Source organism: Streptomyces sp. NPDC035033, from assembly GCF_040636735.1.
In the GTDB taxonomy this organism is placed as follows: Bacteria; Actinomycetota; Actinomycetes; order Streptomycetales; family Streptomycetaceae; genus Streptomyces.
The window spans coordinates 1-22,673 of the sequence record NZ_JBEZUZ010000015.1 but is presented as its reverse complement, the minus strand read 5'-3'; the positions used below and the strand labels follow the sequence as shown (position 1 = coordinate 22,673).

24 protein-coding genes and 4 pseudogenes are annotated in these 22,673 nt (G+C 69.7%); 22 read left to right on the top strand and 6 right to left on the bottom strand.

All coding sequences use genetic code 11. The features are described 5' to 3' along the window. Nucleotides 1-742: 742 nt before the first annotated feature. Both AB0E83_RS09265 and AB0E83_RS09260 read left to right on the top strand, forming a co-directional pair. Complete coding sequence (locus tag AB0E83_RS09265) at nucleotides 743-1,165, top strand: hypothetical protein (RefSeq protein ID WP_362108232.1); 423 nt, start codon at nucleotides 743-745, stop codon at nucleotides 1,163-1,165. Continuing rightward, the gene (locus tag AB0E83_RS09260; RefSeq protein ID WP_362108230.1) at nucleotides 1,150-1,920 is read left to right on the top strand and encodes a transposase family protein; all 771 of its coding nucleotides are present in this window, start codon (nucleotides 1,150-1,152) and stop codon (nucleotides 1,918-1,920) included. Before AB0E83_RS09265 ends, AB0E83_RS09260 begins: the two co-directional genes overlap by 16 nt. A gap of 249 nt (nucleotides 1,921-2,169) precedes the next feature. Here AB0E83_RS09260 and AB0E83_RS09255 read toward each other — a convergent pair whose 3' ends face one another. After that, a complete protein-coding gene (locus tag AB0E83_RS09255) occupies nucleotides 2,170-2,802 on the bottom strand; it encodes an NAD(P)H-dependent oxidoreductase (protein ID WP_362108228.1) in 633 nt (210 codons plus the stop codon). A gap of 168 nt (nucleotides 2,803-2,970) precedes the next feature. On the opposite strand from AB0E83_RS09255, the gene sigJ reads away from it, so the two are divergent. From sigJ to AB0E83_RS09230, 5 genes and pseudogenes are all read left to right on the top strand, one after another. Next, nucleotides 2,971-3,951 carry an RNA polymerase sigma factor SigJ gene (gene sigJ, locus AB0E83_RS09250; protein ID WP_362108226.1) on the top strand — a complete coding sequence of 327 codons (981 nt, stop codon included), beginning with the start codon at nucleotides 2,971-2,973 and terminating at the stop codon, nucleotides 3,949-3,951. A gap of 123 nt (nucleotides 3,952-4,074) precedes the next feature. Continuing rightward, nucleotides 4,075-4,161: pseudogene (locus AB0E83_RS09245) on the top strand (daunorubicin/doxorubicin resistance ABC transporter ATP-binding protein DrrA); the annotation flags it as partial. 141 nt (nucleotides 4,162-4,302) lie between these two features. Then, the gene (locus AB0E83_RS09240) at nucleotides 4,303-4,437 is read left to right on the top strand and encodes a hypothetical protein (protein ID WP_362108224.1); all 135 of its coding nucleotides are present in this window, start codon (nucleotides 4,303-4,305) and stop codon (nucleotides 4,435-4,437) included. Nucleotides 4,438-4,659: 222 nt separating this feature from the next. Next, nucleotides 4,660-5,237, top strand: a pseudogene (locus AB0E83_RS09235) (IS5 family transposase); the annotation flags it as partial. Nucleotides 5,238-5,520: 283 nt separating this feature from the next. Continuing rightward, nucleotides 5,521-5,778 (top strand): annotated as a pseudogene (locus AB0E83_RS09230) (transposase); the annotation flags it as partial. On the opposite strand, the gene AB0E83_RS09225 reads toward AB0E83_RS09230, so the two are convergent. The 3 genes and pseudogenes from AB0E83_RS09225 to AB0E83_RS09215 form a co-directional block, all read right to left on the bottom strand. Next, nucleotides 5,768-6,124 (bottom strand): hypothetical protein, encoded by a 357-nt coding sequence (locus AB0E83_RS09225; RefSeq protein WP_362108222.1) that lies wholly within the window; start codon nucleotides 6,122-6,124, stop codon nucleotides 5,768-5,770. The pseudogene AB0E83_RS09230 and the gene AB0E83_RS09225 sit on opposite strands and share 11 nt — an antisense overlap. Before the next feature lie 72 nt (nucleotides 6,125-6,196). Further along, nucleotides 6,197-6,424, bottom strand: coding sequence for a hypothetical protein (locus AB0E83_RS09220; RefSeq protein WP_362108220.1), 228 nt, complete (start codon nucleotides 6,422-6,424; stop codon nucleotides 6,197-6,199). 554 nt (nucleotides 6,425-6,978) lie between these two features. Continuing rightward, nucleotides 6,979-8,067 (bottom strand): annotated as a pseudogene (locus tag AB0E83_RS09215) (RHS repeat-associated core domain-containing protein); the annotation flags it as partial. Between the two features lie 154 nt (nucleotides 8,068-8,221). Here AB0E83_RS09215 and AB0E83_RS09210 point away from each other — a divergent pair. From AB0E83_RS09210 to AB0E83_RS09190, 5 genes are all read left to right on the top strand, one after another. Beyond that, nucleotides 8,222-8,677: a hypothetical protein gene (locus AB0E83_RS09210; protein ID WP_362108218.1), complete on the top strand. Its 456-nt coding sequence runs from the start codon at nucleotides 8,222-8,224 to the stop codon at nucleotides 8,675-8,677. Nucleotides 8,678-8,840: 163 nt separating this feature from the next. Further along, nucleotides 8,841-9,077 (top strand): hypothetical protein, encoded by a 237-nt coding sequence (locus AB0E83_RS09205; protein WP_362108216.1) that lies wholly within the window; start codon nucleotides 8,841-8,843, stop codon nucleotides 9,075-9,077. Nucleotides 9,078-9,195: 118 nt separating this feature from the next. After that, entirely contained in the window at nucleotides 9,196-9,429 is a 234-nt protein-coding gene (locus AB0E83_RS09200) for a hypothetical protein (protein ID WP_362108214.1), read from the top strand. Between the two features lie 243 nt (nucleotides 9,430-9,672). Then, nucleotides 9,673-10,044, top strand: coding sequence for a hypothetical protein (locus AB0E83_RS09195; RefSeq protein ID WP_362108212.1), 372 nt, complete (start codon nucleotides 9,673-9,675; stop codon nucleotides 10,042-10,044). Between the two features lie 225 nt (nucleotides 10,045-10,269). Beyond that, nucleotides 10,270-10,566 (top strand): hypothetical protein, encoded by a 297-nt coding sequence (locus tag AB0E83_RS09190; RefSeq protein WP_362108210.1) that lies wholly within the window; start codon nucleotides 10,270-10,272, stop codon nucleotides 10,564-10,566. Nucleotides 10,567-10,969: 403 nt separating this feature from the next. Here AB0E83_RS09190 and AB0E83_RS09185 read toward each other — a convergent pair whose 3' ends face one another. Then, a complete protein-coding gene (locus AB0E83_RS09185; RefSeq protein WP_362108208.1) occupies nucleotides 10,970-11,227 on the bottom strand; it encodes a hypothetical protein in 258 nt (85 codons plus the stop codon). A 211-nt stretch (nucleotides 11,228-11,438) separates the two neighbouring features. Between AB0E83_RS09185 and AB0E83_RS09180 the strand changes: the two genes are divergently transcribed. From AB0E83_RS09180 to AB0E83_RS09160, 5 genes are all read left to right on the top strand, one after another. Next, nucleotides 11,439-12,239, top strand: a complete 801-nt coding sequence (locus AB0E83_RS09180) for a hypothetical protein (RefSeq protein ID WP_362108206.1) — start codon at nucleotides 11,439-11,441, stop codon at nucleotides 12,237-12,239. 288 nt (nucleotides 12,240-12,527) lie between these two features. After that, on the top strand, nucleotides 12,528-12,971 hold the full coding sequence (locus AB0E83_RS09175; RefSeq protein WP_362108204.1) for a hypothetical protein: 444 nt from the start codon (nucleotides 12,528-12,530) through the stop codon (nucleotides 12,969-12,971). Beyond that, complete coding sequence (locus AB0E83_RS09170; protein WP_362108202.1) at nucleotides 12,968-13,951, top strand: hypothetical protein; 984 nt, start codon at nucleotides 12,968-12,970, stop codon at nucleotides 13,949-13,951. The genes AB0E83_RS09175 and AB0E83_RS09170 overlap by 4 nt, the downstream gene beginning before the upstream one ends. Beyond that, nucleotides 13,948-15,294 (top strand): hypothetical protein, encoded by a 1,347-nt coding sequence (locus tag AB0E83_RS09165; RefSeq protein WP_362108200.1) that lies wholly within the window; start codon nucleotides 13,948-13,950, stop codon nucleotides 15,292-15,294. Before AB0E83_RS09170 ends, AB0E83_RS09165 begins: the two co-directional genes overlap by 4 nt. Beyond that, nucleotides 15,287-16,225 carry a hypothetical protein gene (locus tag AB0E83_RS09160; RefSeq protein ID WP_362108198.1) on the top strand — a complete coding sequence of 313 codons (939 nt, stop codon included), beginning with the start codon at nucleotides 15,287-15,289 and terminating at the stop codon, nucleotides 16,223-16,225. The genes AB0E83_RS09165 and AB0E83_RS09160 overlap by 8 nt, the downstream gene beginning before the upstream one ends. A 59-nt stretch (nucleotides 16,226-16,284) precedes the next feature. On the opposite strand, the gene AB0E83_RS09155 is transcribed toward AB0E83_RS09160, so the two are convergent. Then, nucleotides 16,285-16,512, bottom strand: coding sequence for a hypothetical protein (locus tag AB0E83_RS09155; protein ID WP_362108196.1), 228 nt, complete (start codon nucleotides 16,510-16,512; stop codon nucleotides 16,285-16,287). Nucleotides 16,513-16,756: 244 nt separating this feature from the next. Here AB0E83_RS09155 and AB0E83_RS09150 point away from each other — a divergent pair, with 244 nt between their 5' ends. From AB0E83_RS09150 to AB0E83_RS09130, 5 genes are all read left to right on the top strand, one after another. Then, nucleotides 16,757-18,049 (top strand): cytochrome P450, encoded by a 1,293-nt coding sequence (locus AB0E83_RS09150; protein WP_362108194.1) that lies wholly within the window; start codon nucleotides 16,757-16,759, stop codon nucleotides 18,047-18,049. A gap of 50 nt (nucleotides 18,050-18,099) precedes the next feature. Next, nucleotides 18,100-18,237, top strand: a complete 138-nt coding sequence (locus tag AB0E83_RS09145; RefSeq protein WP_362108192.1) for a hypothetical protein — start codon at nucleotides 18,100-18,102, stop codon at nucleotides 18,235-18,237. Between the two features lie 621 nt (nucleotides 18,238-18,858). Continuing rightward, complete coding sequence (locus AB0E83_RS09140) at nucleotides 18,859-18,987, top strand: hypothetical protein (protein ID WP_362108190.1); 129 nt, start codon at nucleotides 18,859-18,861, stop codon at nucleotides 18,985-18,987. 1,374 nt (nucleotides 18,988-20,361) lie between these two features. Beyond that, nucleotides 20,362-20,514: a hypothetical protein gene (locus AB0E83_RS09135; protein WP_362108188.1), complete on the top strand. Its 153-nt coding sequence runs from the start codon at nucleotides 20,362-20,364 to the stop codon at nucleotides 20,512-20,514. A gap of 393 nt (nucleotides 20,515-20,907) precedes the next feature. Next, on the top strand, nucleotides 20,908-21,111 hold the full coding sequence (locus AB0E83_RS09130) for a hypothetical protein (protein WP_362108186.1): 204 nt from the start codon (nucleotides 20,908-20,910) through the stop codon (nucleotides 21,109-21,111). Nucleotides 21,112-22,673: the final 1,562 nt, after the last annotated feature.

Sequence of the window (22,673 nt, the reverse complement as noted above, 5' to 3'; positions counted from 1 at the left end):
TGCGGATCGACGAACGAGTCGACCGCAAGGGCCTCGGCTATATCCGACCTGACAGCGGACTATGCGAGCACGACCCGAGCCTGGTCGACTCCTTCCACCGGGCGGGCACCGCGCCGATCACCTCAATGCGTAAGGAGCGGATCGCCACCGATCCGGGGGCCTGCTGCCGATGAACCGCCAGCCGCCAGGGTGCTCGACTCCCGTGGCCGCCCGATCCCCGCCTGAGGCCTGGCCGCCCCTACGGCCCCAGCGGGTCCGGCCTGGCCGGTGACACCAACGCGCCTCGCGGAATTCGCCCCCCTCACTCCCGCCCCTGCGGATCCGGGTAGGCGCGGGCATCGGTACGGTACGGAGAGCCCCGCCCCGAGCCCGGGGCCGGCCGGTGCTACAGCCATCCAGCCCCCAATGGCTATCCCGATCACGCAACTTCCCAATCTCGAAGTCAAGCCCCACAACCCCTGCGGGTGAAGTCCTGCGTGAGTCCAGGGCCAAACCCGCAGTTCCACATTCCGATGCACAGCCCGGCAGTCTTTCTGGTGACAGAAAGACTGCCGAACGAGCGTATGTGACAAGTCGGATGCCTCGCGTGTGACAACCAGGCTGCCTCGGTCGTCCACATTCACCAGCTCAGCCGGCCCCGCTGGTGACAACTCCTGAGCTTCGGCTCAATCCAACGGGCCGCCGCACAGCGCTCTGGCGGCGGCCCGCTCCCGGAATCCGAACCACGAAGACGAGGCCGACGATGACCACGCCCTGGCCGCCCCCGCGTACCGCCCGCCGCCCGCTCGCCCCGCGCGTCGCCGCGCCCCGGGAGCCGGTCGACCCGGCCCGCATCGGCCGCCGCGCCGTCCGGCGCCGGGCGAAGGGCATGGACGCCGCCGCCGTCGCGGCGGCCCTCGACGACGCCCGCTTCGACGCACGCCAGGACTCCCGCCACGAGGACCTGGCCGACGACGTCCGCGGCCGGGCGGAGCTCGCGGAGTGGGAGCGCCTCGACCAGCTGCTCGCCGCCGCGCCCGTCGGCACCGTGTACCGGACACCGACGCCGTCGTCCAGGCCGAGCTCGCCGCCGACGCCGCGGCCGCCGCCGCCCGCGAGACCGAGCTGCGAGCGTGTTGCAGAAGGCTTCGATCCGGGCATTTCCCTTGTATGCGTGGGGTGTTGAGGGCTGAGCCGTTGTGGGTGGAGACGTTCACGGGTCTGCGGATGCGGCAGTTCGAGCGGCTGCTGAAGGTCGTGCGGGAGCGGGGCGGTAACGGGCCCGGTGGTGGCCGTCCGTGGTGTCTGCCGCTGGCGGACCGGGTTCTGCTGGTGGCCGTCTACTACCGCACGAACCTCACCATGCGGCAGCTCGCGCCGTTGTTCGGCGTTTCGCCGGCGACGGTGTGCCGAGTCATCCAGCGGCTGCGGCCGCTGCTCGCGATCGAGCCGGCCGCCCGTCCCGTCGATGCGGCCGAGCGGCTGTGGATCGTGGACGGCACCCTGGTCCCGGTCCGTGACCGGAAGGTCGGCGCGTCCTCGCGCAACTACCGGTTCTCGGCGAACGTGCAGGTCATCATCGACGCCGGCACCGAACTGGTCGTCGCCGCGGCCCGGCCGGTGCCCGGCAACACCGCGGACGCGAAAGCGTGGCGGGACTCCGGCCTGGCCGATCAGTGTGACGGCGTGACCGTCCTCGGCGACGGTGCTTACATCAATACCGGACTCGTCGTCCCACACCGCAAACGCCCCGGGCGGGCCCTGCTGCCCGGCGAGGAAGAGGACAACGCCGAACACCGACGGATCAGGGCCCGCGTCGAGCACGCCTTCGCCCGCATGAAGCACTACAAGGTCCTCCGCGACTGCCGGCAGCGCGGCAGCGGCCTTCACCACGCGGTCCAGGCCGTCGCCCACATGCACAACCTCGCCCTCGCCGCATGACCGGACCGCCCCCAAAACCGACCCTGACCTGCCCGGGCACAACCTTCTGCAACACGCTTTAGGCGGAGGGGCCCCGGGCTTGAGCTTGCCGGACTCCGCGTACGGCAGGTGCGCGCACAAGCTCAGCAGCCGGCAGGCCATCGCCCAGGCGTCCGGCGCCGGAACACGGCCCCGTCTGTCAGCCACATACCTCAGCGATCGCAGGGCGATGGTTCGAGACGACCGTGAGGCGCACCGGAGCGGGCGGTGTCACCTGGCCGCGGTTTCACGGCCGGCGTCGCGCGCCGCGGCCATGGCCTCGGCGTGGAGGTCGGCGGCGAGGTCTTGGAGGTGTTCCATGCCGGGGGCGGTGGCGGCGAGAGTGAGCTCGCGTTCGATGACGGTGAGGTCGGCCTGCCACACGTCGGCGAGGATGCGCTTGAGGTAAGGAGTGGAATGGTCCCAGCCGTCGCGGGTAGTGCCGGGGCCGTAGCCACCTCCCCGCACGGTGACCAGGACGGTCGGCTTGTCCTTGAGTACCGGACTGCCCAGGGGCGCCCCGGCGATGACCAGGTCGACCCAGGTCTTGAAGTGCTGGGAGACACCGAAGTTGTACAGCGGCACGGCCAGCACCGCCGCCTCGGCGATCTCCAGCTCCGCGACGAGCGACTCGGCCAGCAGGCGGGCGTCGCGCTGGGCGGGAGTGCGGTCGGCGTCGGGCGTCGAGGCACCGGCGTGGGCCTGTGCCCAGGCGTCGGCGGGCAGCGGATCGGTGCCCAGATGGCGGCGCACCACCGGCTTGTCCGGGTGGGCCGCGGTCCACTGCGCTTCGACGATGTCGGCCAGTTCGGCGCTGGCCGAGGTGTCGGGAAGGATGCTGGCGTCAAGCCGGAACAGGCTCATGGTGTCTCCTTGCAGTGCTGCCGCCGACGACGCGGCGGGGTGGGCGAGTTCGTCTCGACTGTTCGACAACACGGCGCCGTGGAATGTCAGGTGACGCGGCGGCCTCACATTTCGGCACGCTGTCTTGTCGGTGAGGCGTAGGGCAGACACGACCGAGGAGCCGTCACGATGACCACACCGTCCGTGCCAGAACTGCGCCGGCCGGATCCAGGACTCGACGCGATCATGAGCGAGCGCCGCCATCTGATCAATCTCGCCTACCGGTTGCTGGGCTCCCTCGCCGACTCCGAGGACGCCGTGCAGGAGACATACACCCGGTGGTACGCCATGTCTCGGCGGCAGCAGGACGCCATCGAGTCCCCCGGTGCCTGGCTGACCACGGTCACCAGCCGCATCTGCCTCAATGTGCTCAGTTCGGCACGGGCCCGGCGCGAGACCTACGTGGGGCATTGGCTTCCCGAACCGCTGCCCGAACCGACGGAGTGGATCAGCGGGCGGCCGGGCGGCGAGGCCGTCGACCCGGCTGATCGGGTCACCCTGGACGAGTCGGTGAACCTTGCCTTTCTGGTCGTACTCGAATCCATGACTCCGGCCGAACGCGTCGCGTTCATCCTGCACGACGTCTTCCGCTACCCCTTCGCAGAAGTGGCCGAGATCGTCGGCCGCACGCCGGCGGCATGCCGCCAGCTGGCTTCGTCGGCCCGCCGCCGGGTCCGGGCCGCACAGGCCTCCGCGCCCTCGTCGGCCGAACGCGCCGGCATCGTCGGAGACTTCAAGCAGGCATGGGAAGCGAAGGACATCGACGCCCTCATCGGCCTTCTCGACCCCGACGCCACGGCGATCGGCGACGGGGGCGGCCTCGCCGTCACCTTCCTGGACCCCATCGAAGGCGGTGAGCAGGTCGCGCGCGCCCTGGTCGAGATCGCCCGCCGCAGGCCCGGCGACATGGCGTTCCTGGAACGTACGGTCAACGGCCAGCCCGGCGTGGTGGCGGAGCAGGACGGCGTCATCGTGACGGTGTTCGCGTTCGACGTCGTCGACCGGAAGATCAAGTGCCTCTGGGTGATCCGTAACCCCGAGAAGCTCCGCGGCTGGACGGCGGGAGCTGAGCCAGTCGTCCAGGTCCGTGCCAGCCGGGGTCGGTCATGACCGCGTACGAGGCATCCGGTGGAGGGGTCGAGCCTGATCAGATCGTGGTCGCCGAAGGGCTGCACACATCCTTCGGCGATACCCGTGCCCTGCGGGGTCTGGACCTGAACGCGCTGAGAGGAACGGTCGCCCGAGCTGCTCGAACGCTTCGGCCGGATGGACGCCGCCGACCGCCAGGTCGCCGGCTACTCCGGCGGGATGCGCCGCCGCCGCACCGCCGCTCGCTGGGCACCCGCTGACCTCCGGTAACCGCCGTCTCGGGGTGGGCGGTGGGTGTTGTGGGAGAGTGCGGGCATGCCAAGCAGACGACGTGAACTTCGAGTGTGTTCGCCTGAGGAATGCGTGCTGCCGATGAGTCACGCGCGCGGCGGATGCCCCTTCACCGGGAGGGATGCCACGGCCGCGGAGATGAAGGACGAGATCCGCAAGCATCGAGCGAGCGATCTGTCCAAGGAGTGGACGGTCGTCGGCGAGTGGGTGAGCTGACAGGCATCGTCGGCGGTGGGAGAGCAGTGCTCAGGGCCGCGATCCATCGCCGCACGCCAGTGCCCACGACCGGGTGACTCGTACGCGCCGAACAAGCTGATGCAGCGCGTCTTAAGGCGCGGAAGCCTGTCGATCTGGGGCTTCCCCAGCCTTGCGCTGGACGGGAGGGAGCGGGCAACTAAGACGTCGTTTCTTATGGCGTGATCGTTCGTTGAGCCGTCCATGGCGGATCTCGTGGAGCGACTGGTGCCGGACGAGTTGTGGGTGCTGTTCCGGCGGGTGGTGCCACCGACTGAGGTGATACGTCCGCAGGGCGGTGGCCGACGCCGGGCCGGTGACCGCGAAGCCCTGGCGGCGATCATCTTCGTGGCGACGTCGGGCTGCACCTGGCGGCAGCTGCCGCCGGTGTTCGGCCCGGCCTGGCAAACGGTCTACCGACGCTTCGCCCAGTGGAGCCGGGACCGGGTCCGGGCCCGGCTCTACCGGGTGATCCTCGACGAACTCGGAGCACGCGGCGAACTGGACTGGTCGTGGTGCGCGATCGACTCGGTCACCCTGCGGGCTGCAAAAGGGGGCTGCTGACGGGACCGAATCCGACCGACCGCGGCAAGCTGGGATCGAAGATCCATCTGATCTGTGAGCGGAACGGACTGCCGCTGTCTCTGGGTATCTCCGGCGCGAACATGCACGACAGTCAGGGTCTGGAGCCGCTGGTGCGGGGCATCCCGCCCATCCGGTCCCGTCGCGGGCCCCGGCGTCGGAGGCCGGCGAAACTACATGCGGACAAGGGCTACGACTACGTGGCTTTATCGACGCCATACGACAGCAGCTGTCGACGACCTCGGGGGGCGCTCACCGGGCCCGGATCTCGATATGGACGAGAACGGGAGGCAGACACCGGCACTCGGCAACGGCGGGACGGCGGCAGCCGCCTGTGCCCGTAGCCAGCGCTTTTGTCCCGAGGCCCGGGACGACCGGCACACGGCGTCTTGCCGGTCGGCACCGAGCTGCTGTCCGAAGCCATCGACGTTCGACTCGGGCAACGCCTCCCGAACTGCCGGAGAAACGCTGCTCCTCGTCATCGACAGAGCCAACTACGACCACCTGCGGCGATGGCTCCGTCAGCGGGGCATTTGTCCTCGCATCGCCCGCAAGGGCGTCGAGTCCTCGCAGCGGCTGGGCCGGCATCGGTGGGTGGTCGAGAGAACCGTGTCCTGGCTGGCCGGCTGCCGACGGCTCCACCGGCGCTACGAACGTAAGGCGGAGCACTTCCTCGCCTTCGTCGGCATAGCCGCAGCCCTCATCGGCTACCGCCGCTTAGCCAGCCTTCTCACGGCCTGAGCCGGTTCTGCTGTACGTCGAAGCAGATCAGGTCCATGGACTCCGCGACGGCTGCCGCGTAGGCCGACGCCTCCTCGGCCATGCTCCACCGCATGGGGAAGTAGATCAGCGGACCACTGGCCTCGCCGATCAGCGGCCCGGTTGACCAGGGCGAGGTGTCCTCCTCGTCCTCGGTGAGGTCGCACCACCGCTCAAGCAACGCGGCCACATAAGCCGCGATGCGCTCGGACGGAGGCTCTTCCACCTCGCTGTCGATGTAGCGGTCGTACAGGTCGTTGAAGACCCGACCGGCGGTCTTGTCATCCGCTGGCCTCTCGCCTTCCCAGACAGCAAGGTCGTAGCTCATGCCAGGAGGCTCTCATGCCGCTCTGACAGCCATAAGAAACGACGTCTTACCGAGCCCGGCGGGCTTGGGTGGTTAGCTTTGAAGGGGCGGGTTGTTGCGTCGCTCGTGGCGGCGGCTGGCCACGCCTACGGCCACCATGGTGGAGAAGAGAACTCCTGTCACCACGTAGCCCACGAGGGTGTCGGTGCTGACCACCGCGATCAGGACGGGGATCAGCGTAAGGGTTCCGATTCTGGACGTGGCGAGGGCGTCCATGCGAAGGACGAGGCGCATGAATCGTGAGGGTGTCGCGTCGGGCATGGTTCTTCCTGTGTGGTATGGGGGCCGACTGGCTTCAGTCAGTCGGCCCCCTGTGGTGACGCTAGCGAGTCATCGCTTGTGCTGAGTAGTCAGGGTCGCGGATTGTCGTGACGTGGTCATCGAATCCATCTGGTGCCGAATCCCCAGTGGACGTTGACCTTGCGTCGGTGCTTGCCGTACTTCTTTTCGCGCCGGAAGGAGTCGATCCACCGCTTGGGGCTCTGTGGGGCGCCGCGCAGCCGGTAACGGCTCCATACTCCTCCGCCGAAGGCGGTCGCTGCGCCGAACGCCATCCGCTTGTAGTAGCCGGAGCGGGTGCGCTTGGAGTTGGCGATGCGGTAGTTGGCCGCGCCGCCGGCTGCACCGAAGGCGGCGCCAATGATCAGGCCGCCGGCGCCCGCGCAGATACCCGCAGTCGCGGCGATGCAGGCCCCGCCGACGATGCCGATGCCAAAGGCCGCGGCTCCGCCGTAGAACTTGCGGTACTTGCGGACGTGCTTACCGAAGCGGCTCTTCTTGAACTTGTTCCACCCCTTCTTGCACCAGCCGCAGCTCCACCTTCCGTCGAGGTCGTAGGAGTTCAGCGGGTCGGCGTTGACGTAGTCGTACGCGTTGGCGCTGCCGCCGTAGACGGGGTCGAGGGAGAGGAAGCGTCCGGTGGTGGGGTTGTAGAGGCGGACGCCCATGAGAGTGAGGCCGGTGAGGGTCTCGCTGGAGCGCTGCTTGCCGCCGAGCCAGTTGTAGCGGCTGGCGGGCTGGCCGATGCGGGGGTTGCCGTACTCGTCGCTGTCCAGGACCAGGGGGGCTTCGGCCGTGTCCAGCGGGAGCTGGAGGGCGATGTCGCCGTGGATGTTGGTCAGCTGCAGGACGGTGCCGCTTGTATTGCCGGTGGTGGCGGCGAGGTCGCCCGAGGCGGAGTCGACGTTGCGGGTGATGCTGCCGTCGCTGGGGTTCTCGGTGATCCAGCGGGGGTTGTCGCCGTCGCTGTCGTAGTGGTTGATCTTGGCCGCAGTCTGCGTCCAGGTGCCGTCGGTGTTCTCCTCGACGGTCCAGGAGCGGAAGCGCATGTCGGCGTCGAGCTGCCAGGTCTGGCGCTGGTTACCAGCGGTCTGCTGGTGGACCAGGTCGTTGGCGTAGAAGCCGATCTGGGTACCGGGCAGGGCGGTGGTGCGGCTGAAGGCGTCGTAGACGTAGCCGGTGTCGGTGATGCGGTCGGCGCTGTCGTAGGTGTGGGTGGTGGTGGTTTCTCCGGTGATGGGACAGGCCGCTCCGGCCGCGCCTTCAGCCGTGGTGAGGCCGATTCGGTTGGTGCGCTGGTCGAAACTGTAGGTACGGGTGGTGCACGTCTCGCCGACGGTGTCCTTTACCTGGCTAAGGCGGCTGACGGCGTCGTAGGTGTATTCCTGATCGGACCAGCCGGAGTGGCGGATGACCTGGCCGTGGACAGATTCCTCGACGGTGTCGGAGTAAACGACCTGACCGTCGCTGTCACGGGTGTAGACCCGGGACAGCGTGGCGCCGGTGGTGTCCTCTTCGACGGTGAGGGTATAGCCCCCGGGAAGCTTTTCCGAGGTCACGGAGCCATCGGCGTCGTAGCGGGCTTCGAAGTCGCCGGCGATGGAGTCGGTCGTCTTCGTGGCCAGACGCTCACGTTCAGCCATCCGGGCAGGGCGCCCCTGGCGTGCGGAGATGAGCGGAGAAGCGCACTCTGAGGTAATGGACGGGTCTGGAGAGCCTCCTCCTGCAGTGGCGTCGGGGAAGCCGGCGCGTGGGCGCCGGAACCTGGTCCTGGCCCTGGTGGCAGGGATTGTCATCGGTGCGGGCGGGGTGGGCGTCATCTGGGCTCTGGCAGACAGCGGTGGGCCGTCTCCCGAGGCCGTCAGCCCTCCGCTGTCGCCGACCACACAGACACCGAGCCCTTCCCCGACACCCACCGTCTTCCAGCTGACCGGCACCTTCCTGCTCACCAGGAATGCGGTCAGCGACGGCGAAGGCGGCTGTGAGGGAAGCGAAGGCTTCGACGACATCACCGAAGGCGCGGCGGTCACGGTCTACGACGCCTCCGGCACGGTCATCGCCACCGGCGCCCTGGGCGAGTCGACCAGAGCGGGGACCGCGTGCAGTTTCGAGGTGATCGTCCCTGACGTACCCACAGGTCAGGGCTTTTACAAGGTGGAAATCACCCACCGCGGAACCTTGCAGATCAGTGAGTCCGAGGCGATGAGCGGGTCCTTCGGAGGCAGCCTGGGATGAACGAGCCGTCCTTCGAAGGACAACTACGGCAACGCCGGGCGACCGGCAGCGACACCGAGCAGTAGACGAAGCGTGATGCGCCATGAGCAATGCACAACCTCAGCCCCAGTGGGGGACCCCTGCGCCGCCCGCGGCGGGACAGCCGCGCAGGCGCAGGCCGCGGATGTTCCTCTGGGTCTTCCTGGCCATCCAGGCGATCTTCCTGATCTGGATCATCATCGGGGCCGCCTCGGGATCCGGGACCCCCGACGACTGCGGAACGCTCGACCGACAGACGTGTAACGACGCCGAAAGCCTCGGCACCGCGATCGGGGTCGGAGTGATCATCTTCCTCTGGGCTGCCGTGGACATCGTCCTCGGCGTCACGTACGCGATCTATCGCTTCGCACGACGCCCATGAACAACGCCCCCGAAGGCTCCTCTCCACGCCCGTCGGCATTTCACCGGAGCGGAGCAGGGGGAACAATGCCGCGAACCTGAGGCGCACCAGAACCATGACAGCCCAAGAAGCGTTCTGCGTGCGATGCGGCAGCGCAGATACCCAAGTCACCCGCCTCGACCGGACCAGCGCGGAAGGCACCTGCCTCCGCTGCGACAAGCCCTTCCACGCCACACCGTGCCAGAACTGCGGAGGCTTCCGCATCGACGGCTCCTTCGGCATCCCCGGCATACGGTTCGAGAACCTCCCCGAGACCGTGGGCTGCTGGGACTGCGGTCACGAGAACCCGCTGCGCGACCCCGGCCCGGAGTAGGCGGTGCCAAGCACGCTCCTCGCTGCGGGGCGGGCTGCCTGGCGTCGGGCCCGGCGGGCGGAACAGGAACCGAAGTCCCCGTGTCACCGCGCGGGACGGGCGGGCCCACCCGGCGGTCACAGGACCGAGGAGGCCCTGCACAGGGCTGTATGAGACGTAGCCGAGAAGAGACCCGCACCCCAGGATCTGCCGGGCGACCTGTGGCACGCCCTGGCCCGGCTCCACCACACCCATCCCGACCCCGTGGGCCGCGTCGGGCCGCTGGCCCGCCCGGCCGGGCTGCTCTCCTTCGCCGCGGCCGACGACACCGTCCTCGCGGCCCGGGTGCAGCTGTCCGGCGCGGAGTCGATGCGCGAGGTGAACGAGACGCTCCGCGCGATCACCGGAGGCATGTATGTCCACTTCACCGGCCCCGGCGTCGCGCTGGAGGTCACCCTCGGCAGACGGCAGGAGCTCCCGCTCCACGCGGCCCACGCCGCGGGCCTCACCCGGCTCTTCCGCCACGCCGCCGGCACCGCCGGCGCCCGCAGCACGCCGGGAGGCGGCCTGTGCTTCCACTGCGGCGGGACCGGACGTGCCCGCCCCCTGTGGGAGCCGGCGGCCGGGCAGGCGTGAGCGGCACGCAAGAACGCCCGCGTCCCGGGCCATCCTTCCGCGCCGCCCGGGACGCGTGCGGCCGCAAGGCCCGCGGAGGCTTACACCGGTACGGGCGCCGACTTTGGGCGCAGTGCCGCGAGCGGAGAATGCCGGCCCTTCTCGACCGTGCGCAGCTGCTTCCGGTCGACCTCGGGGTGTTCGGCAGGCACCGCGTCGACGGACGCCGTGGTGTAGAGCGCGACGTTGACGGCCCCGGTCCGGCTGGTGCCGAAGCGGACCTCGATCGACTGCGGGGAGCGGATCCAGCCGAGCCGGATCAGGTGGTTGAAGTCGGCAGCGGAGCCGAAGGCGGGCGGCCTGCTCAGGATCGAGCGGGGTGTAGGCGGCGACCAGGTCCGTCAGGTCCTCGCGGCGGCAGACCTCCGCGACCTGGTCGGGGTGGTGCAGCGTGCTGTCCGGGTTCGCGCTCAGGTCGGCCAGGAGGCCGCGGACGACGAACCGGCGGACATGAGCGCCGTCATGTTCGCCGGCTCGCCGTGAATGGTCCGGGTCGTGCCAGGCGTCCCGGAGGCGATACCAGCCCCGGAGAACGTCCGTGCAGCGGTTGACGCCGAGAAGGAACGAGGGCGACGCGAGTGAGCTGACGCGTTTCGCGGACCCTTGGCAAGCCCGTCAGCAATGACTGGCTGTTACCAGACCTCGGGGGCCGAGGTGAAAAGGGCGGGGGCGAGGCCCTCCTCGGCTTTCTTGCCGAGTTTCTCCGCCACGGCGGCGCGATTTCCTTCCGGGCGCGCCCGGCACCGGGTATGGCGTGGGCCGCGGTGCCGACTTCGGCGTGAGGTGAGGGTGTGGTGAGGGCCCGAGCCGGGCAAGGCCGCCGCTGCACCGCCGGCCGGGTGTGACGAGGGGGCCGGCGGCGGAACCACGCGTGAGGTGCCGTCGGTCAGCGACCGAGCGGGAGGACGCCAGTGGCGTGGTCGATGATGTTGCCGTTGGAGCAGTTGTTCTTGTGGTTGCCGGTCCAGTCGCTGAGGGCGGGGACGACGGCGAGTTCCTGGAGGCAGACGTCGGCGGCGGTGAAGTTCCAGTTGTTCGCGGCGTTGGCGCCGCTGCCGAAATTGCTGTCGTTGTCGGCGTAGGCGGGCGTGGCGGCGGACAGAGCCGCGGCGGCCAGCAGGCCGCAGGTGATGATCTTTCGCATGGCCGGTCAACGCGATACCGTCCCGCACGTCACGGCCGGGCACCCGAACGGTGAGGTCGAAGGCCTGGTCCGGATGGCTCAGAGGCGTCGCTCATGCGGGGGCGAGGGAACGTTTCCGTTCTTCCGGTCCTGTCAGCCACCTGGAGATGATCACGCCGCCCCCGCCCCCCTGCCGGGGTGAAACCGTCGTCTTCCCGGAAGGTGGCCCCTCGTGGTCCTCGTCATCGTCGTCGCCGTGATCGCCCTGCTCGCGGGTCTTGCCGCGAACCGCTGGCTGCGGCCCCGGCTCGTCAACGCCGATGACGACGAGGGCATGGCGGTCAAGGATTTGGTGGGCCCGCTGTTGACGATGACGGTCCTGCTGCTCTCCTTCGTCCTGGTGACCGCCAACGGCTCCTACGGCAAGGCCGAGGTCGCCGCCCGCGGCGAGGCCCGTGCCCTGGACCAGCTCGTCGAGACCGCCGAGTACGCGCCCGCCCTGCAGCGGGGGAAGATCCAGGCCGACGCGGTCTGCTACGCCCGCGCGGTGCGCGTGCAGGAGTGGCCCGCGATGTCGGACGGGAACGGCTCTCCGGCCCCGAGCGTGTGGTCGACCTCGTTCCGGGAGACCTTCGAGACGCTGGAGGGCAAGCCGTCCTTCGGCATGCTGATCGCCGCCGACAACAAGCGATCCGACGAACGCGAGGAACGCCTGACCCAGGCGACCTCCAGCATCCCCTCCACCATCTTCTGGTTCCTTCTCGCCACCCTGGTCATCACGGTGGCGGCTCTGGGGATCTGCCTGCCCCGGAGGAACAACCGGGGCCAGATCATCACGCTCGTCGTCATCACCGCCCTGCTGACCACCGCCCTGGTCATCATCCGCGACGTCGACCGGCCCTTCGGCGGCATCATCGACATCCAGCCCACCGCCATCGCCGAGGCCGAGCGCCAGGCTGAACGCGACTTCACCGCGAACCATCCTGTCGCCGAACTCCCCTGTGACGCTGACGGAAACCGGCGCAACGTCTGAGCCCATCCGGGCTGCCGGGGCCCGGTCCCGCCAGTCGGATGATCATGGCTCCGAGGGCGGCGTGCCTCTCCGCCTAGTTGGCAACGACTTTCATATGTTTGCGGAAACTCGGCCGGAATGCGGATTCTTGTTCGCTTCGGAGTTCCCCGAGTTTCCCAACTTTCCGAAGTCCCTGACAGAAGGTGTGTACGTCCTATGCCACCCCTCTGCCCTCGCCCCGGCCTCCCACGCCGGGCCGCCTCACTGACCCTGGTTCTCGCCGCCGGGGCCGCCCTGCTCTGCACGGGCGTGTCCGCCGCCGTCGCCGACAGTCCCCTGCCCGCCGTCACGACGCTCGCCCCGCCCCCCGAGGAGGAGACCTGCCCTGACGGCACGTCCAAGCCGCCCTGTCCCGCGGGGGACAAGGAGGAGGCGGAGGTGGACGCCAAGGAGAAGCAGGTCGAGAAGGACCAGGAGCAGGCCAAGAAGGACATGGCCGCCGCCAAGGAGAAGACGGAGGAGTGTCCGCCCTCGTCGAAGAAGTGCATGGACGCGCTCGCGGGTGACGGTGCCGAGCAGAAGCAGGGCATGAAGGAGACCCGCGAGGAGCTGGACGCCGTGCAGTCCGGTCCCCAGGACAATGCCTCTTCGGCTATCGACAGCAGCTGCGACGGCTTCGCCGCCGATCTGCCGCCGGCTCTCCTCGCCTCCGACCCGCAGCTGACTCACATGTGCAAGGTGATGAACCCGTGAGCCCCCACACGAACACGCGCCGTGTCGCCTTCCTCGCCGTCGCGATCGCCGTCGCCCTGACGACCCCGGCCGCCGTCGCGGCCGAGGAGTCTTCCGACGCCTCGGCGCCCGGACCCGTCACCGCGGCGCGCCTCTTCGACACCGTCACCAAGCAGCCCGCCTCCGTGCAGCAGCTCAGCGACTACTGCGCCGAGCACCAGGGGGACTGCCGCTTCAAGGTGAACCGTGACGCGTCCTCCGACTACTTCACCACGGTGAAGTCCTTCGGCAACGCCGTCGTCAACTGCACCAACAACGACATCAAGGTCAGCCGGGAGGTCTCCCTCAAGGTCAGTAGCTCCGACAACCTCGGCGGCCAGATCACCGGGAAGCTCGCCGTCGAGGGACAGCTCACCGCCAACGGCTCCGTCACCGCGGGCGTCGGCGGCGAGGCCGGCGGCGGTTTCAAGACCCCCGACCAGTCCCAGGGCCCCAGCGCCGAGGCATCCGCGAAGGGAACCGTCAACGGCAGCGGCACGGTCGGTGCCTCGGCCTCCCTGAAGGCGGCCTTCGAGGGCGGCTTCCAGCTCTCGTACGCCAAGACGTGGAGCACCGAGCAGACGGAGTCCACTTCCTACGAGCTCGTCGTGAACCCCGGTGACGCGCTCACCTTCAGCGGCAGCGCCGCGATGCAGCGCATCGCCGGCAGCATTCTGACCGGTGGCGGCATCGGCGCCGACAACGTCATCGTCGACGGCCCCTCCAGCGTCAACCGCAGCACCTTCGCCGCCAGCACCCACACCGTCCCCGGCAACACCTGCGACCGGCTCCGGCCGCCCGGCACCACCGCGCCTCCGCCCAAGCCCAACCCGGGCCCGGGGCCCGGTCTGCGCACGATCACCCCCGCTCCCGCTTCCGGTCTCGTGGAGCTTCCCGGCGGCCGCCTCCCCGCCGGCTCGCATCTGAAGAAGACCGTCGTCCTGCGGGGTGAGCGCCCGTGAACCGCACCGCGATGAACCCCCGCGCCACCGCGCTGGCGGCCCTCGGCCTGGCCCTGGTCACCACGGCGGCGGCCCACCCCCTCGCCACCGCCCAGCCCCAGTCCCCGGCCGCGCCGAAGGCAGCCGCCACCCCCGTCGCCCTCATCAACGGCGACGCGAGCCTGCCCGCCTTCACCGGCACGGACGCGAGCAAGGTCTCCGTCACCGGCTGGTCCGTCGGCTCGACGAACGGCGCGGGGACGACGGACGGCGTCTGGCGGTACGGCCCCGAGGCGTCGGGCCACCCGGACGGCAAGGTCGGCGTGATGCTGCGCGGCTCGGGAGCCGACACGTACGGATTCAAGCAGCGCCTGCGCGGCGTCCGCCCCGGCGCGAAAGTCACCGTGACCTGGGACGACAGCCCCGGCGTCGCCAAGGAGTGCCGCCCGCGCGACGTCGAACTGGGCCAGATGTACAGCGTCCAGGGCTCCGGCGGCCCCGCGCGCGTGGAGCTGACTGAGCCGGACCCGGACAAGGAGACGAACACGCTCGGCGCGGGCGTGTGGCGCACCAAGCGCACCTACACCTTCACCGCCGACGAGTACGACCCGCTGCTCACCTTCGCCTCCACCATGTCCGCCTCCAAGACGAACAGCTCGCAGTGCGGCGCGATGATCGCGGACATCAAGGCCACCGAGATCGCGCCCGCCCTCGACAAGACCGTGCGCAGCAACGAAATGCCCGAGTCCGTCGCCTACAAGGGCAACGACAAGCGTCCGGTGAGCGAAGCCGTCACCGAGTGCGTGAAGAACGCGAGCCAGTGCGTGTTCGCCCCGGAGGACGCGTACTCCTTCCCGTACTACGAACCGGCCCGCCAGAACGGCGAGTCGTACGTCAACTGCACACGCTCCACGCTCAACCGGACCCGTCCGCTGAAGTTCAGCGCGCGTACGATCAGCGACCTGCCGCCCGCCGCAGGACTGCCCCCGGCCCCGGGGGGCGAGCCGACCGCGATGACCGCCCAGTACGCCGGCGGTACGGGCAGCACCCCGGCGTGGTTCCCGACGACCGAGCGCACGGTCAACGAGGTCATCAAGCCGGCCGAGGTGTCGTGGTTCGAGACGCAGGGCGGCCGGCAGCGCACAGAGGGCTGGTTCCTGTCGAACCCGACCCCGACCGACCCGAACCAGGACTGGCGGCTGCACACGGTCATCGACCACCCGGCCCCCGGCGTGAGCGACCGCGTCTTCCAGCGCACCGGCCCCATGTCGGCCGCCGAGGAAGCGCGCTGCCGAGCGAACCGTCCCACCGCCGACACCCCCAACGACGCGGCCTCGCCCGCAGCGGGAGCCGACCGTGACTGAACGAACGTACAAGGCCATGACGTTCCGTAGCCTGACGATCGCCTGCGGACTCCTCGCCGCCGTGCCGCACGCGGCGCACGCGGCGGCACCGTCCGAGGTCCTCGCCTGGGGTGACCCGGAATACGGGCAGACGGCCGTGCCGGCGGCGGTTAAGGAAGGGTCGAGCGCGATCGGCGCGGGCGCCTTCCACTCCCTCGCCGTCAGGGACGGCGCCGTCCACTCCTGGGGCAGCAACCGCTACGGTCACAGCGCCGTTCCGGCCGCGCTCAACAGCGGCGTGACGGCCGTCTCCGGCGGCTACCTGCACTCGCTCGCACTGAAGAGCGGAGGCGTCGTCTCCTGGGGCGCCGACCGCTACGACGCCACCGCGGTCCCCTCCGCGGCCAAGAACGGCGTCGAGGCCATCGCGGCCGGCCAGTACTTCTCCCTCGCCCTCAAGAACGGAGCCGTCCTGGCCTGGGGCGACAACCGCAAGGACCAGACCGAGGTCCCCGACGCGGCCGAGACGGGCGTCACCGCCATCGCCGCCGGCGCCCACCACGCGCTCGCGCTCACCAAGGACGGCGAGGTCATCGCCTGGGGCGACAACAGCAAGAAGCAGACGGACATCCCCGCCGAGGTGAAGTCGGGGACCGTCACCGCCATCGCCGCGGGCAAGGACACCTCCGTCGCGGTCGTCGGCGGCAAGGTCTACGCCTGGGGCGCCACGTACGCGGCCCAGAAGGTGCCGAGCGGGGCGCAGTCGAAGGTCGTCCAGGTCGCCGTGGCGATCGAGTCCCTGGCCGCGCTGAAGGAGGACGGCAAGGTCATCGAATGGAAGGTGAACAACACCTCAGCGACGAACGTCACGGGTGCCACGGACGTCCGCGCCCTCGCGGCCGGCGCCCACCACTTCGTCGCCCTGAAGGGTGACCCACCCGAGAAGAGCTGAGCCGGACCAGGGGCGAGCCACACCAGGCTCGCCCCTGCTACCGCAAGGGCCCGGGCGGGCTACCGGTGCAGCGGGTTGCGTGCGTGGTCGAGAACGTTGCCGTTGCTGGCGTTGTTCTTCTGGGTGCCTACGAACGGAGCGAGAGGAGCCTTGATCATCTCCTGCCCGACGGTCTGCGGGATGGGGCCGGCGATGCCCGGCCAGTCCTCGGGGCCGTCGGCCTGGGCGGGGGCGGCAAGGGCCACGGCAGCGAGAACGAGCGTGGCAGTGCTGATGATCTTCTTCATGCCCTGGGAACGAATGCGCCGACCGACGGACACCGGAACTCCCCGCAGCGCCACACGAACAGCGGACCGCGGAACCCCTTTCTGCCCCCGCCAAGCCCGTCGTGATCCTCTAGGGTGCCCACCCGAGACGAGCTGAGCGCGGGACGCCCGGCCGGCCCGCCCTCACCACGTCCACTCGAAGACGGCTGCGTCACTCGTTCGCGTGGTTTGGGCGATTCCCGCGAGGGATAAGCCGATGCCCCGGGTGCGACGATCGCTCCGGCGACAGCGCGAGGCGGTCAACGGGGAGGTCTCCATGGCGGGCCGGATATCCGGCGACGAGACTCAGTCGGCTGGATTCGATCCACGCAACGGCGATCCGGACGAACTCTACGAAGAACTGGCGCGGCTGCGCGGCCACGGACGCGTTGTCCACGTCCCCCGGCTCCAGGCGTGGTGCGTGACCGGGTACGAGGACATCGCCGCGATCCTCCGCAACGACGAGGACTTCTCCGCCCGCGACCACAAGCCGCGTTCCTCGGCCGACGTGCCGGCGGACGTGAGGGAGACGCTGAGGACCTGGAGCGGGGAGTCGGTGTCCCTCGGAGAGATGGACCCGCCCGAGCACACCAGAGTCCGCACAGTGGTCAACGCGGGCTTCACCTCCCGGGCGTTGAAGGCGGCGGAACCCGGCATCCGCGCCGCGGCCGCACAGCTCCTCGCCCCGCTCGCCGGCCTCTCGGAGTTCGACCTGATCACCGCGTTCGCGCAGCCGTACGCGCTGACGGTGATCCTGCGCTTCCTCGGCATCCCGGACGAGCACCACGCGGACTGCCTGCGCTGGTCCGACCACAAGGTCCAGCTGATGGTCGGCCGGGACCATACCGAGGAGCGGTTACGGGAGTACGCCACGGGTCTGCGCGCCTTCGGCGAGCTGGCCAGGGAGCTGACGGCCCAGCGGCTGTCCGCCCCGCGCGACGACCTGATCAGCGCCATGCTCCACGAGAGCCCCCACGGTCACCGGCTCACCCCGCAGGAGGTGGCCTCGGCGATCCCGACCCTCGTCATCACCGGCCACACCACCCTCGCCCAGGCCCTCGCCATGACCGTCCGGCACCAGCTGCGCGCACCGGGCGGCTGGGAGGCGCTCACCTCCGGAGCCGTACCGATCCCGGAACTCGTCGAGGAGGGACTGCGGTTGGACTGCCCCGTGGTCGGCATGTACCGCACCGCCGTGCGCGAGGTGACGGTCGCCGGCCACGTGCTCCCCGCGGGCAGCCGAATCCTGCTGCTGTACGGCGCGGGCAACCACGACCCGGCCCGCTACCCGGACCCCGGCCGGAACCTCCCCGACCGGTGGCCCACCGCACCGCACCTGGCGTTCGGCCGCGGCACGCACTACTGCGTGGGCGCCGGCCTGGCCCGTACGGAACTGCGGATCGCGCTGGAGGAACTGGCCGCCCGCCTCCCGGGCCTTTCGGCGGCGCCGGAAACCACCCCCGCCTACCGGGCGACGTTCCCCCTGCGGACCCTGACCGCTCTGCGGGTGCGGCCGTGACCGAGTCGCCCGGCTGCCCCGACGCCGACACCGTCCCATACGAAACGGGCTTGCCGCCCGGCACGGTCCGCGAAGAGGGCGACCGGCTGCCGGCCGGCTACGGGCACGTCACCCAGGTCGTCCTCGGCGCAGGTCTCGGCGACGGCCGGTACACCCGCAAGAACCCTCTCTCGGCGGCAGCGCGATGAACTGCCCCATAACGAAGATGACGCCGACGAGGAGCACCGAGACGAAGATGTCCTTCTCGCCGACGAGCTGGGCCCTGAGCGTCTCCCCTGCGCGATTTCTGGCATGCCTCGGGGCCGGTGGAGATTCCCACCCTGTTCCTGGACGTGAAGGGCGACTCCATGGAGTCGTTTCGTCGTCCCGGCTGGCGGAACGGTAGTAGCTTTCGAAAGATTGCGCCAAACACACGTTCGAGTGAAAGTCTGCAGAATGCCTTGCCGAGCTCGTCTTCCGCTCGGCTCTTGGAGCTGCTGCGTCGCACTCTCGGTAGCCTTCGCTGCCTGGTCTAGCCGTTCGACTGCCAGGGGCATCGCACTTTACCGCGTCGGCTCTCGGTCCGACTTGCACCCGATGCCCGTTTCGTCATATGCGACACGCCTAGGGCGTACATGGATTTCCCACCCCAGATCTAGTGGTTCGATGTCACCGGCCACCCAGGGATAGTGGTCTCGTTTCTGACGGGGCGTCGCCGAGCCTCTATGCTGGTGGTCGTTCCTCCCGAGACCGGTCCTCAAGTCTCCGTCCCGCCAAGGGGCGGCGCCCTGGGGCCCAGGGCCAACGGGCCGCGTTGGGAGGGGCAGATGATGCCCGAGAACGAGCAGCCTCCGGCTGGTCAGAAGAAGCGCCGCGCTTGGCAGGCGGTGGTCGACTGGCTGGCACCGCTGCTGGTCGCGGAGATCATCGACAGGGTTGTGACCCTCTGGCTGGGCTAGAGGTGAACGGGACCGGACGAGATGGTCGGCTCATGACTGAGCCCGGCCGTGAGCAAGTCGGCCGGGCTCGATAGTCACACTCTGTGAGGCGATGGCCTGGGACTGGCGGCAACCGGTTCCGGGCCTTCGTCGTTTCCACCCCGCCGAAGCGGCTGTAGACAGAGTGTCCCCGTCAGGTTAGCCGAGTCAGGCAACGATAGGCACCACCGGACCCCAGTGAGGACTGGTGAGTCCTGGTGAGGGGCCGTGAGGACGGACACGACGTCGTCCCCTGCCGACGAACTTCCCCCGAACCGCCTGCATCCCTGGTCAAAGCCCTTCCGGCGGCCGGAACGAGCCCTCCCGCGAAGACTCAAAGCCCGAAGGCCGGCGATCGATGTCCGCGCTCCGGGCTGAGCTTGGGGTTCGCTAGTCGATTAGCGAACCCCCAGCTCAGGCCGGGGCGCGGTACTCACGCGAGCACCTCGCGAGAGTCGCACCTACGGATTCTCCGTAGGTGGTGTTCCCCAGGGGAACACCACCTAGGAACGTTACGAAGTGGTGCCCCCTCACCCCTGAACGTTCAAGGGAGGTGGCGGGCCAAGGCCTCCTCGTCTTCCCGGGACCTCCTCGACGGGCTGCGGCCGCCTGGCCGATCTCCTCGTCCTCCTGATCGTCGTCGACCGTCGGGTCCGCTAGCCGACTAGCGGGCCCCGTCACAGGCGGCCAGCCTCCCTACCCGCCCCGGCTCGTCCTACAACGCCGTGCCCCGCCCCTCAGGCCCGCTCGGCGGGAGCCCCGGAGCGCCCCAGCAATTGCTTTTTCAGCAACTGGTTCATGGCCATCAAGGTCGGGAAGGCACTCACGTGAGTGCCTTACGTAGACCGTTCCCCCTACGGATATCCGTATGTGACCCCCGTGCCTCTGACTGCTCAATGCTGCCGGTGGGAGTACCGGGGCGCTGGCCGTGACGCTGTCCGCACCGACCATTGACGTGACCTGGGCAGTTCCTGAATTCAGTAATTGCCTCCCTTGAACGTGCAAGGGAGCTATGGGTGCTAACACCCCTTAGATTCGCTTTGGGGTTTTCACCCGACTTGCTTGTCCATGGCCCGCCCGGCCTTCTCGGCGGTCGGGGCCGGCTCCCTCGTTCTCGTCCTCGCCTTGTCCTGCTCGTCGGCCTGGTCCTCCTCGTCGGGCGCCCCGCCCGTTCGTCCCTCGTCTGGCCAAGGTGGTGGTGTGTGTGCGTGGTGGGTGGGGGTAGGCGGGTGATCGGAGCGAAGTGGACACCTCCTTGGGCCGGTCGTACGCGTACTTCCCCCGGCGCGTGCGGCCGGCCCGTCCGGCAGCCCGGACCCGGCCCCTACGGGCCCCGTGTCTCACATGTGAGACACCTTGACGGTCGGGACCAGCGAGGGCACCGCCACCTCGACCTGGACCGTCACGTGGGAGGCGCCCGCCCTCGGCGACTCCGGCACGATCACCGAGACCCGCGCCACGGCGTTCACGGCCTGGGTGGGCGAGGCGCAGGCCGTCGGCACCAGCTGACCCCCGCGGCAAGGGGAAGCGGCGACTTCCCCAATTGGGGAAGAACGATCTTGATCCCCGCTCACCACCAGGCTTACCACCGCGCTTACCACCGCAGGTCAACGGCCCGGGGCGACCGCTCGCCGGTACCGCCCGCCGCGAGGCCCCGTGGCCGAGGCAGCCGACCGGGTTGCGTCACCGGTTGCGTCACCGGTTGCGCCACTGGTTGCCTCACTGGTTGCGTCACCGGTTGCCCACCTCTCCGGCCGCACTCCGCGTCCGCGCTGGTCACCGGCCGTGGGTCACTCGATCCCGGCGCCGACACCTCTTCTGGGAGAACCTCAGAAGAGGCTCTGTTCTCTCCTCCCGGGCCGGGGGCGGCCGGACAGCGGCGGGCGGGGGGAGACTGGGGCGGTGAGCATCGCACCACACCGTCGTCCGCTCGGTCCCGGCCCCGACGTCCCCGACCAGCTCCCGCCCGACCGCTGGGCCCGCACGGCCGCCGGCCTGGCCGCGGCCGGGGAGTGGACCGCTGCCCTCGACCGTCCCGTGCCCGCGCCGCGTACCGGCCGGCGCCCGCTCGGGGACGGACCCGCGGACCTCGGCTCGCCCGGATAGGGTCGGGCGCAGCCCGCGCCGATATGGCGTGCGCGGGCGAGGTCCGGTGCCCAGCGCGCTCTGGGGGCAGTACCACCGGGCCGCCCCTGCGCCGTTCTGACGGCCCTTACGCCCCACCCGGGTGTCCTGGGTGGGGCGGAGCCCGTTCGGCCGCCTGGCGGGCGGTTACGGGTTACCGGTTACAGCCCGGCGAGGACACCGGTTCTGGCTGCCCGGGGCGGTGTCCAGGCCTCCGGGGCCTGTAACCGGTAACCCGTAACCGCCCCTGCCCCGCCTTTGACGGCGTGTCTGCCCGCCCGGGTGTTCTGGGGTGGGGCGGTGGTCGTTGGGGTGGGAGAGAGGCGCGTAGGGCCTCCACGGGACCCTACGCGGCCGGCCGCCGGGTCGGCTGCTCCTGGTCGTCCTCGTCCTGCGCGCCCCGGCTGCTCCTGGTCCGCGTCCCGGTCGAGCCGGCTGCCCTCGTCCCGGTCGGGTCGGCTGCTCCTGGTGCTCCTCGGCGTCCTGGTGTTCCTCGTCCCGGTGGGCCCGGCCGGGGTGGTGTTCCTCGGCCCGGTCGGGGGCGGGGCCGGGCTCCTCAGTGGTGTGGGGAATGCCTGGTCGGGGGTGTGTTGAATTCGCGGTGTCTGCGTCGCGGTGTTGCATCGATCCGGTGTGAGGGTTGCACCGGATCGGTGTCAGTGGGTGCAGTGGCCGGCCGCTGTGGTGAGGTCCACTCACCACGCCCTGGTGGTGAGGTGGAACCTGATAGGTCGACCCCCTGTTTTCCCTGGTCAACATGCGTGCTGATAGGTGACCTGATAGGTCGTGGTAAGTCTCGGCGGTGGGGGTCCGCGGGGTCTCGTCCGGGGTGTCGATCGGGCCTGTCCGGTCCGTGCGCGGGTACCTGTCCCGCGTCCCGGGCCCTCACCCGTTCGTGTACTGGGGCTGTGGCCCGGTTCTGCCATTCCTACATAGAGCATCAGAATGATGCAGACCCGCTCCGCGGTGGGTTTCTCCGGGGTGTTGTGGGGGTGTGGTCGGGTTCTGCCAAAGCTACATCCTGCATCATTTTCGGGGTGGGGGAGCAGGCTTGTTCCAGAGTCGGTCCAGGGGTACTTTTTGAAGCACGCTCACTTCTCGTCCCAGTCGGGCCGGTTGGGGGTGGGAAGGAGAGTCCCGGACCCGCCCGGCCCGGCGGTGAGCGGCCCGCCGCCCCGGAGCCGGCCTCGCCCCCTTCCGGCCCCTCCCGGCCAGTCCCTGCAAGGGTTGACGCCCCGTCCGGCCCCGGCCACCCTCCCTCGTCGCTGCCCGGCGGAGCCGGGAGGGGCGGGAGCGCAGCGGACGCCCCGTCAATTCCCGCGCAGCGGGAATTGCTTCACTCCGGAATGGAGCGAAGCGGAATTCCGGGTATTACCCGCGCAGCGGGTAATACGGGAAAGCGCGGAGCGCTTTCCCAGAGTCCGCGAAGCGGACTCAGAATTCGCGCAGCGAATTCTTTCGGTGCAATGCGCGCAGCGCATTGGAACCCGCTCCGCGCTTTCCCGTATTACCCGCTGCGCGGGTAATACCCGGAATTCCGCTTC

Excerpts from the sequence above, each read along its gene's own strand:
- AB0E83_RS09265 (WP_362108232.1), top strand. The coding sequence starts at position 743 with ATGACCACGCCCTGGCCGCCCCCGCGTACCGCCCGCCGCCCGCTCGCC.
- AB0E83_RS09260 (WP_362108230.1), top strand. The coding sequence starts at position 1,150 with ATGCGTGGGGTGTTGAGGGCTGAGCCGTTGTGGGTGGAGACGTTCACG.
- AB0E83_RS09255 (WP_362108228.1), bottom strand. The coding sequence starts at position 2,802 with ATGAGCCTGTTCCGGCTTGACGCCAGCATCCTTCCCGACACCTCGGCC.
- sigJ (WP_362108226.1), top strand. The coding sequence starts at position 2,971 with ATGACCACACCGTCCGTGCCAGAACTGCGCCGGCCGGATCCAGGACTC.
- AB0E83_RS09240 (WP_362108224.1), top strand. The coding sequence starts at position 4,303 with ATGAGTCACGCGCGCGGCGGATGCCCCTTCACCGGGAGGGATGCCACG.
- AB0E83_RS09225 (WP_362108222.1), bottom strand. The coding sequence starts at position 6,124 with ATGAGCTACGACCTTGCTGTCTGGGAAGGCGAGAGGCCAGCGGATGAC.
- AB0E83_RS09220 (WP_362108220.1), bottom strand. The coding sequence starts at position 6,424 with ATGCCCGACGCGACACCCTCACGATTCATGCGCCTCGTCCTTCGCATG.
- AB0E83_RS09205 (WP_362108216.1), top strand. The coding sequence starts at position 8,841 with ATGTTCCTCTGGGTCTTCCTGGCCATCCAGGCGATCTTCCTGATCTGG.
- AB0E83_RS09185 (WP_362108208.1), bottom strand. The coding sequence starts at position 11,227 with ATGCGAAAGATCATCACCTGCGGCCTGCTGGCCGCCGCGGCTCTGTCC.
- AB0E83_RS09155 (WP_362108196.1), bottom strand. The coding sequence starts at position 16,512 with ATGAAGAAGATCATCAGCACTGCCACGCTCGTTCTCGCTGCCGTGGCC.
- AB0E83_RS09140 (WP_362108190.1), top strand. The coding sequence starts at position 18,859 with ATGCCCGAGAACGAGCAGCCTCCGGCTGGTCAGAAGAAGCGCCGCGCT.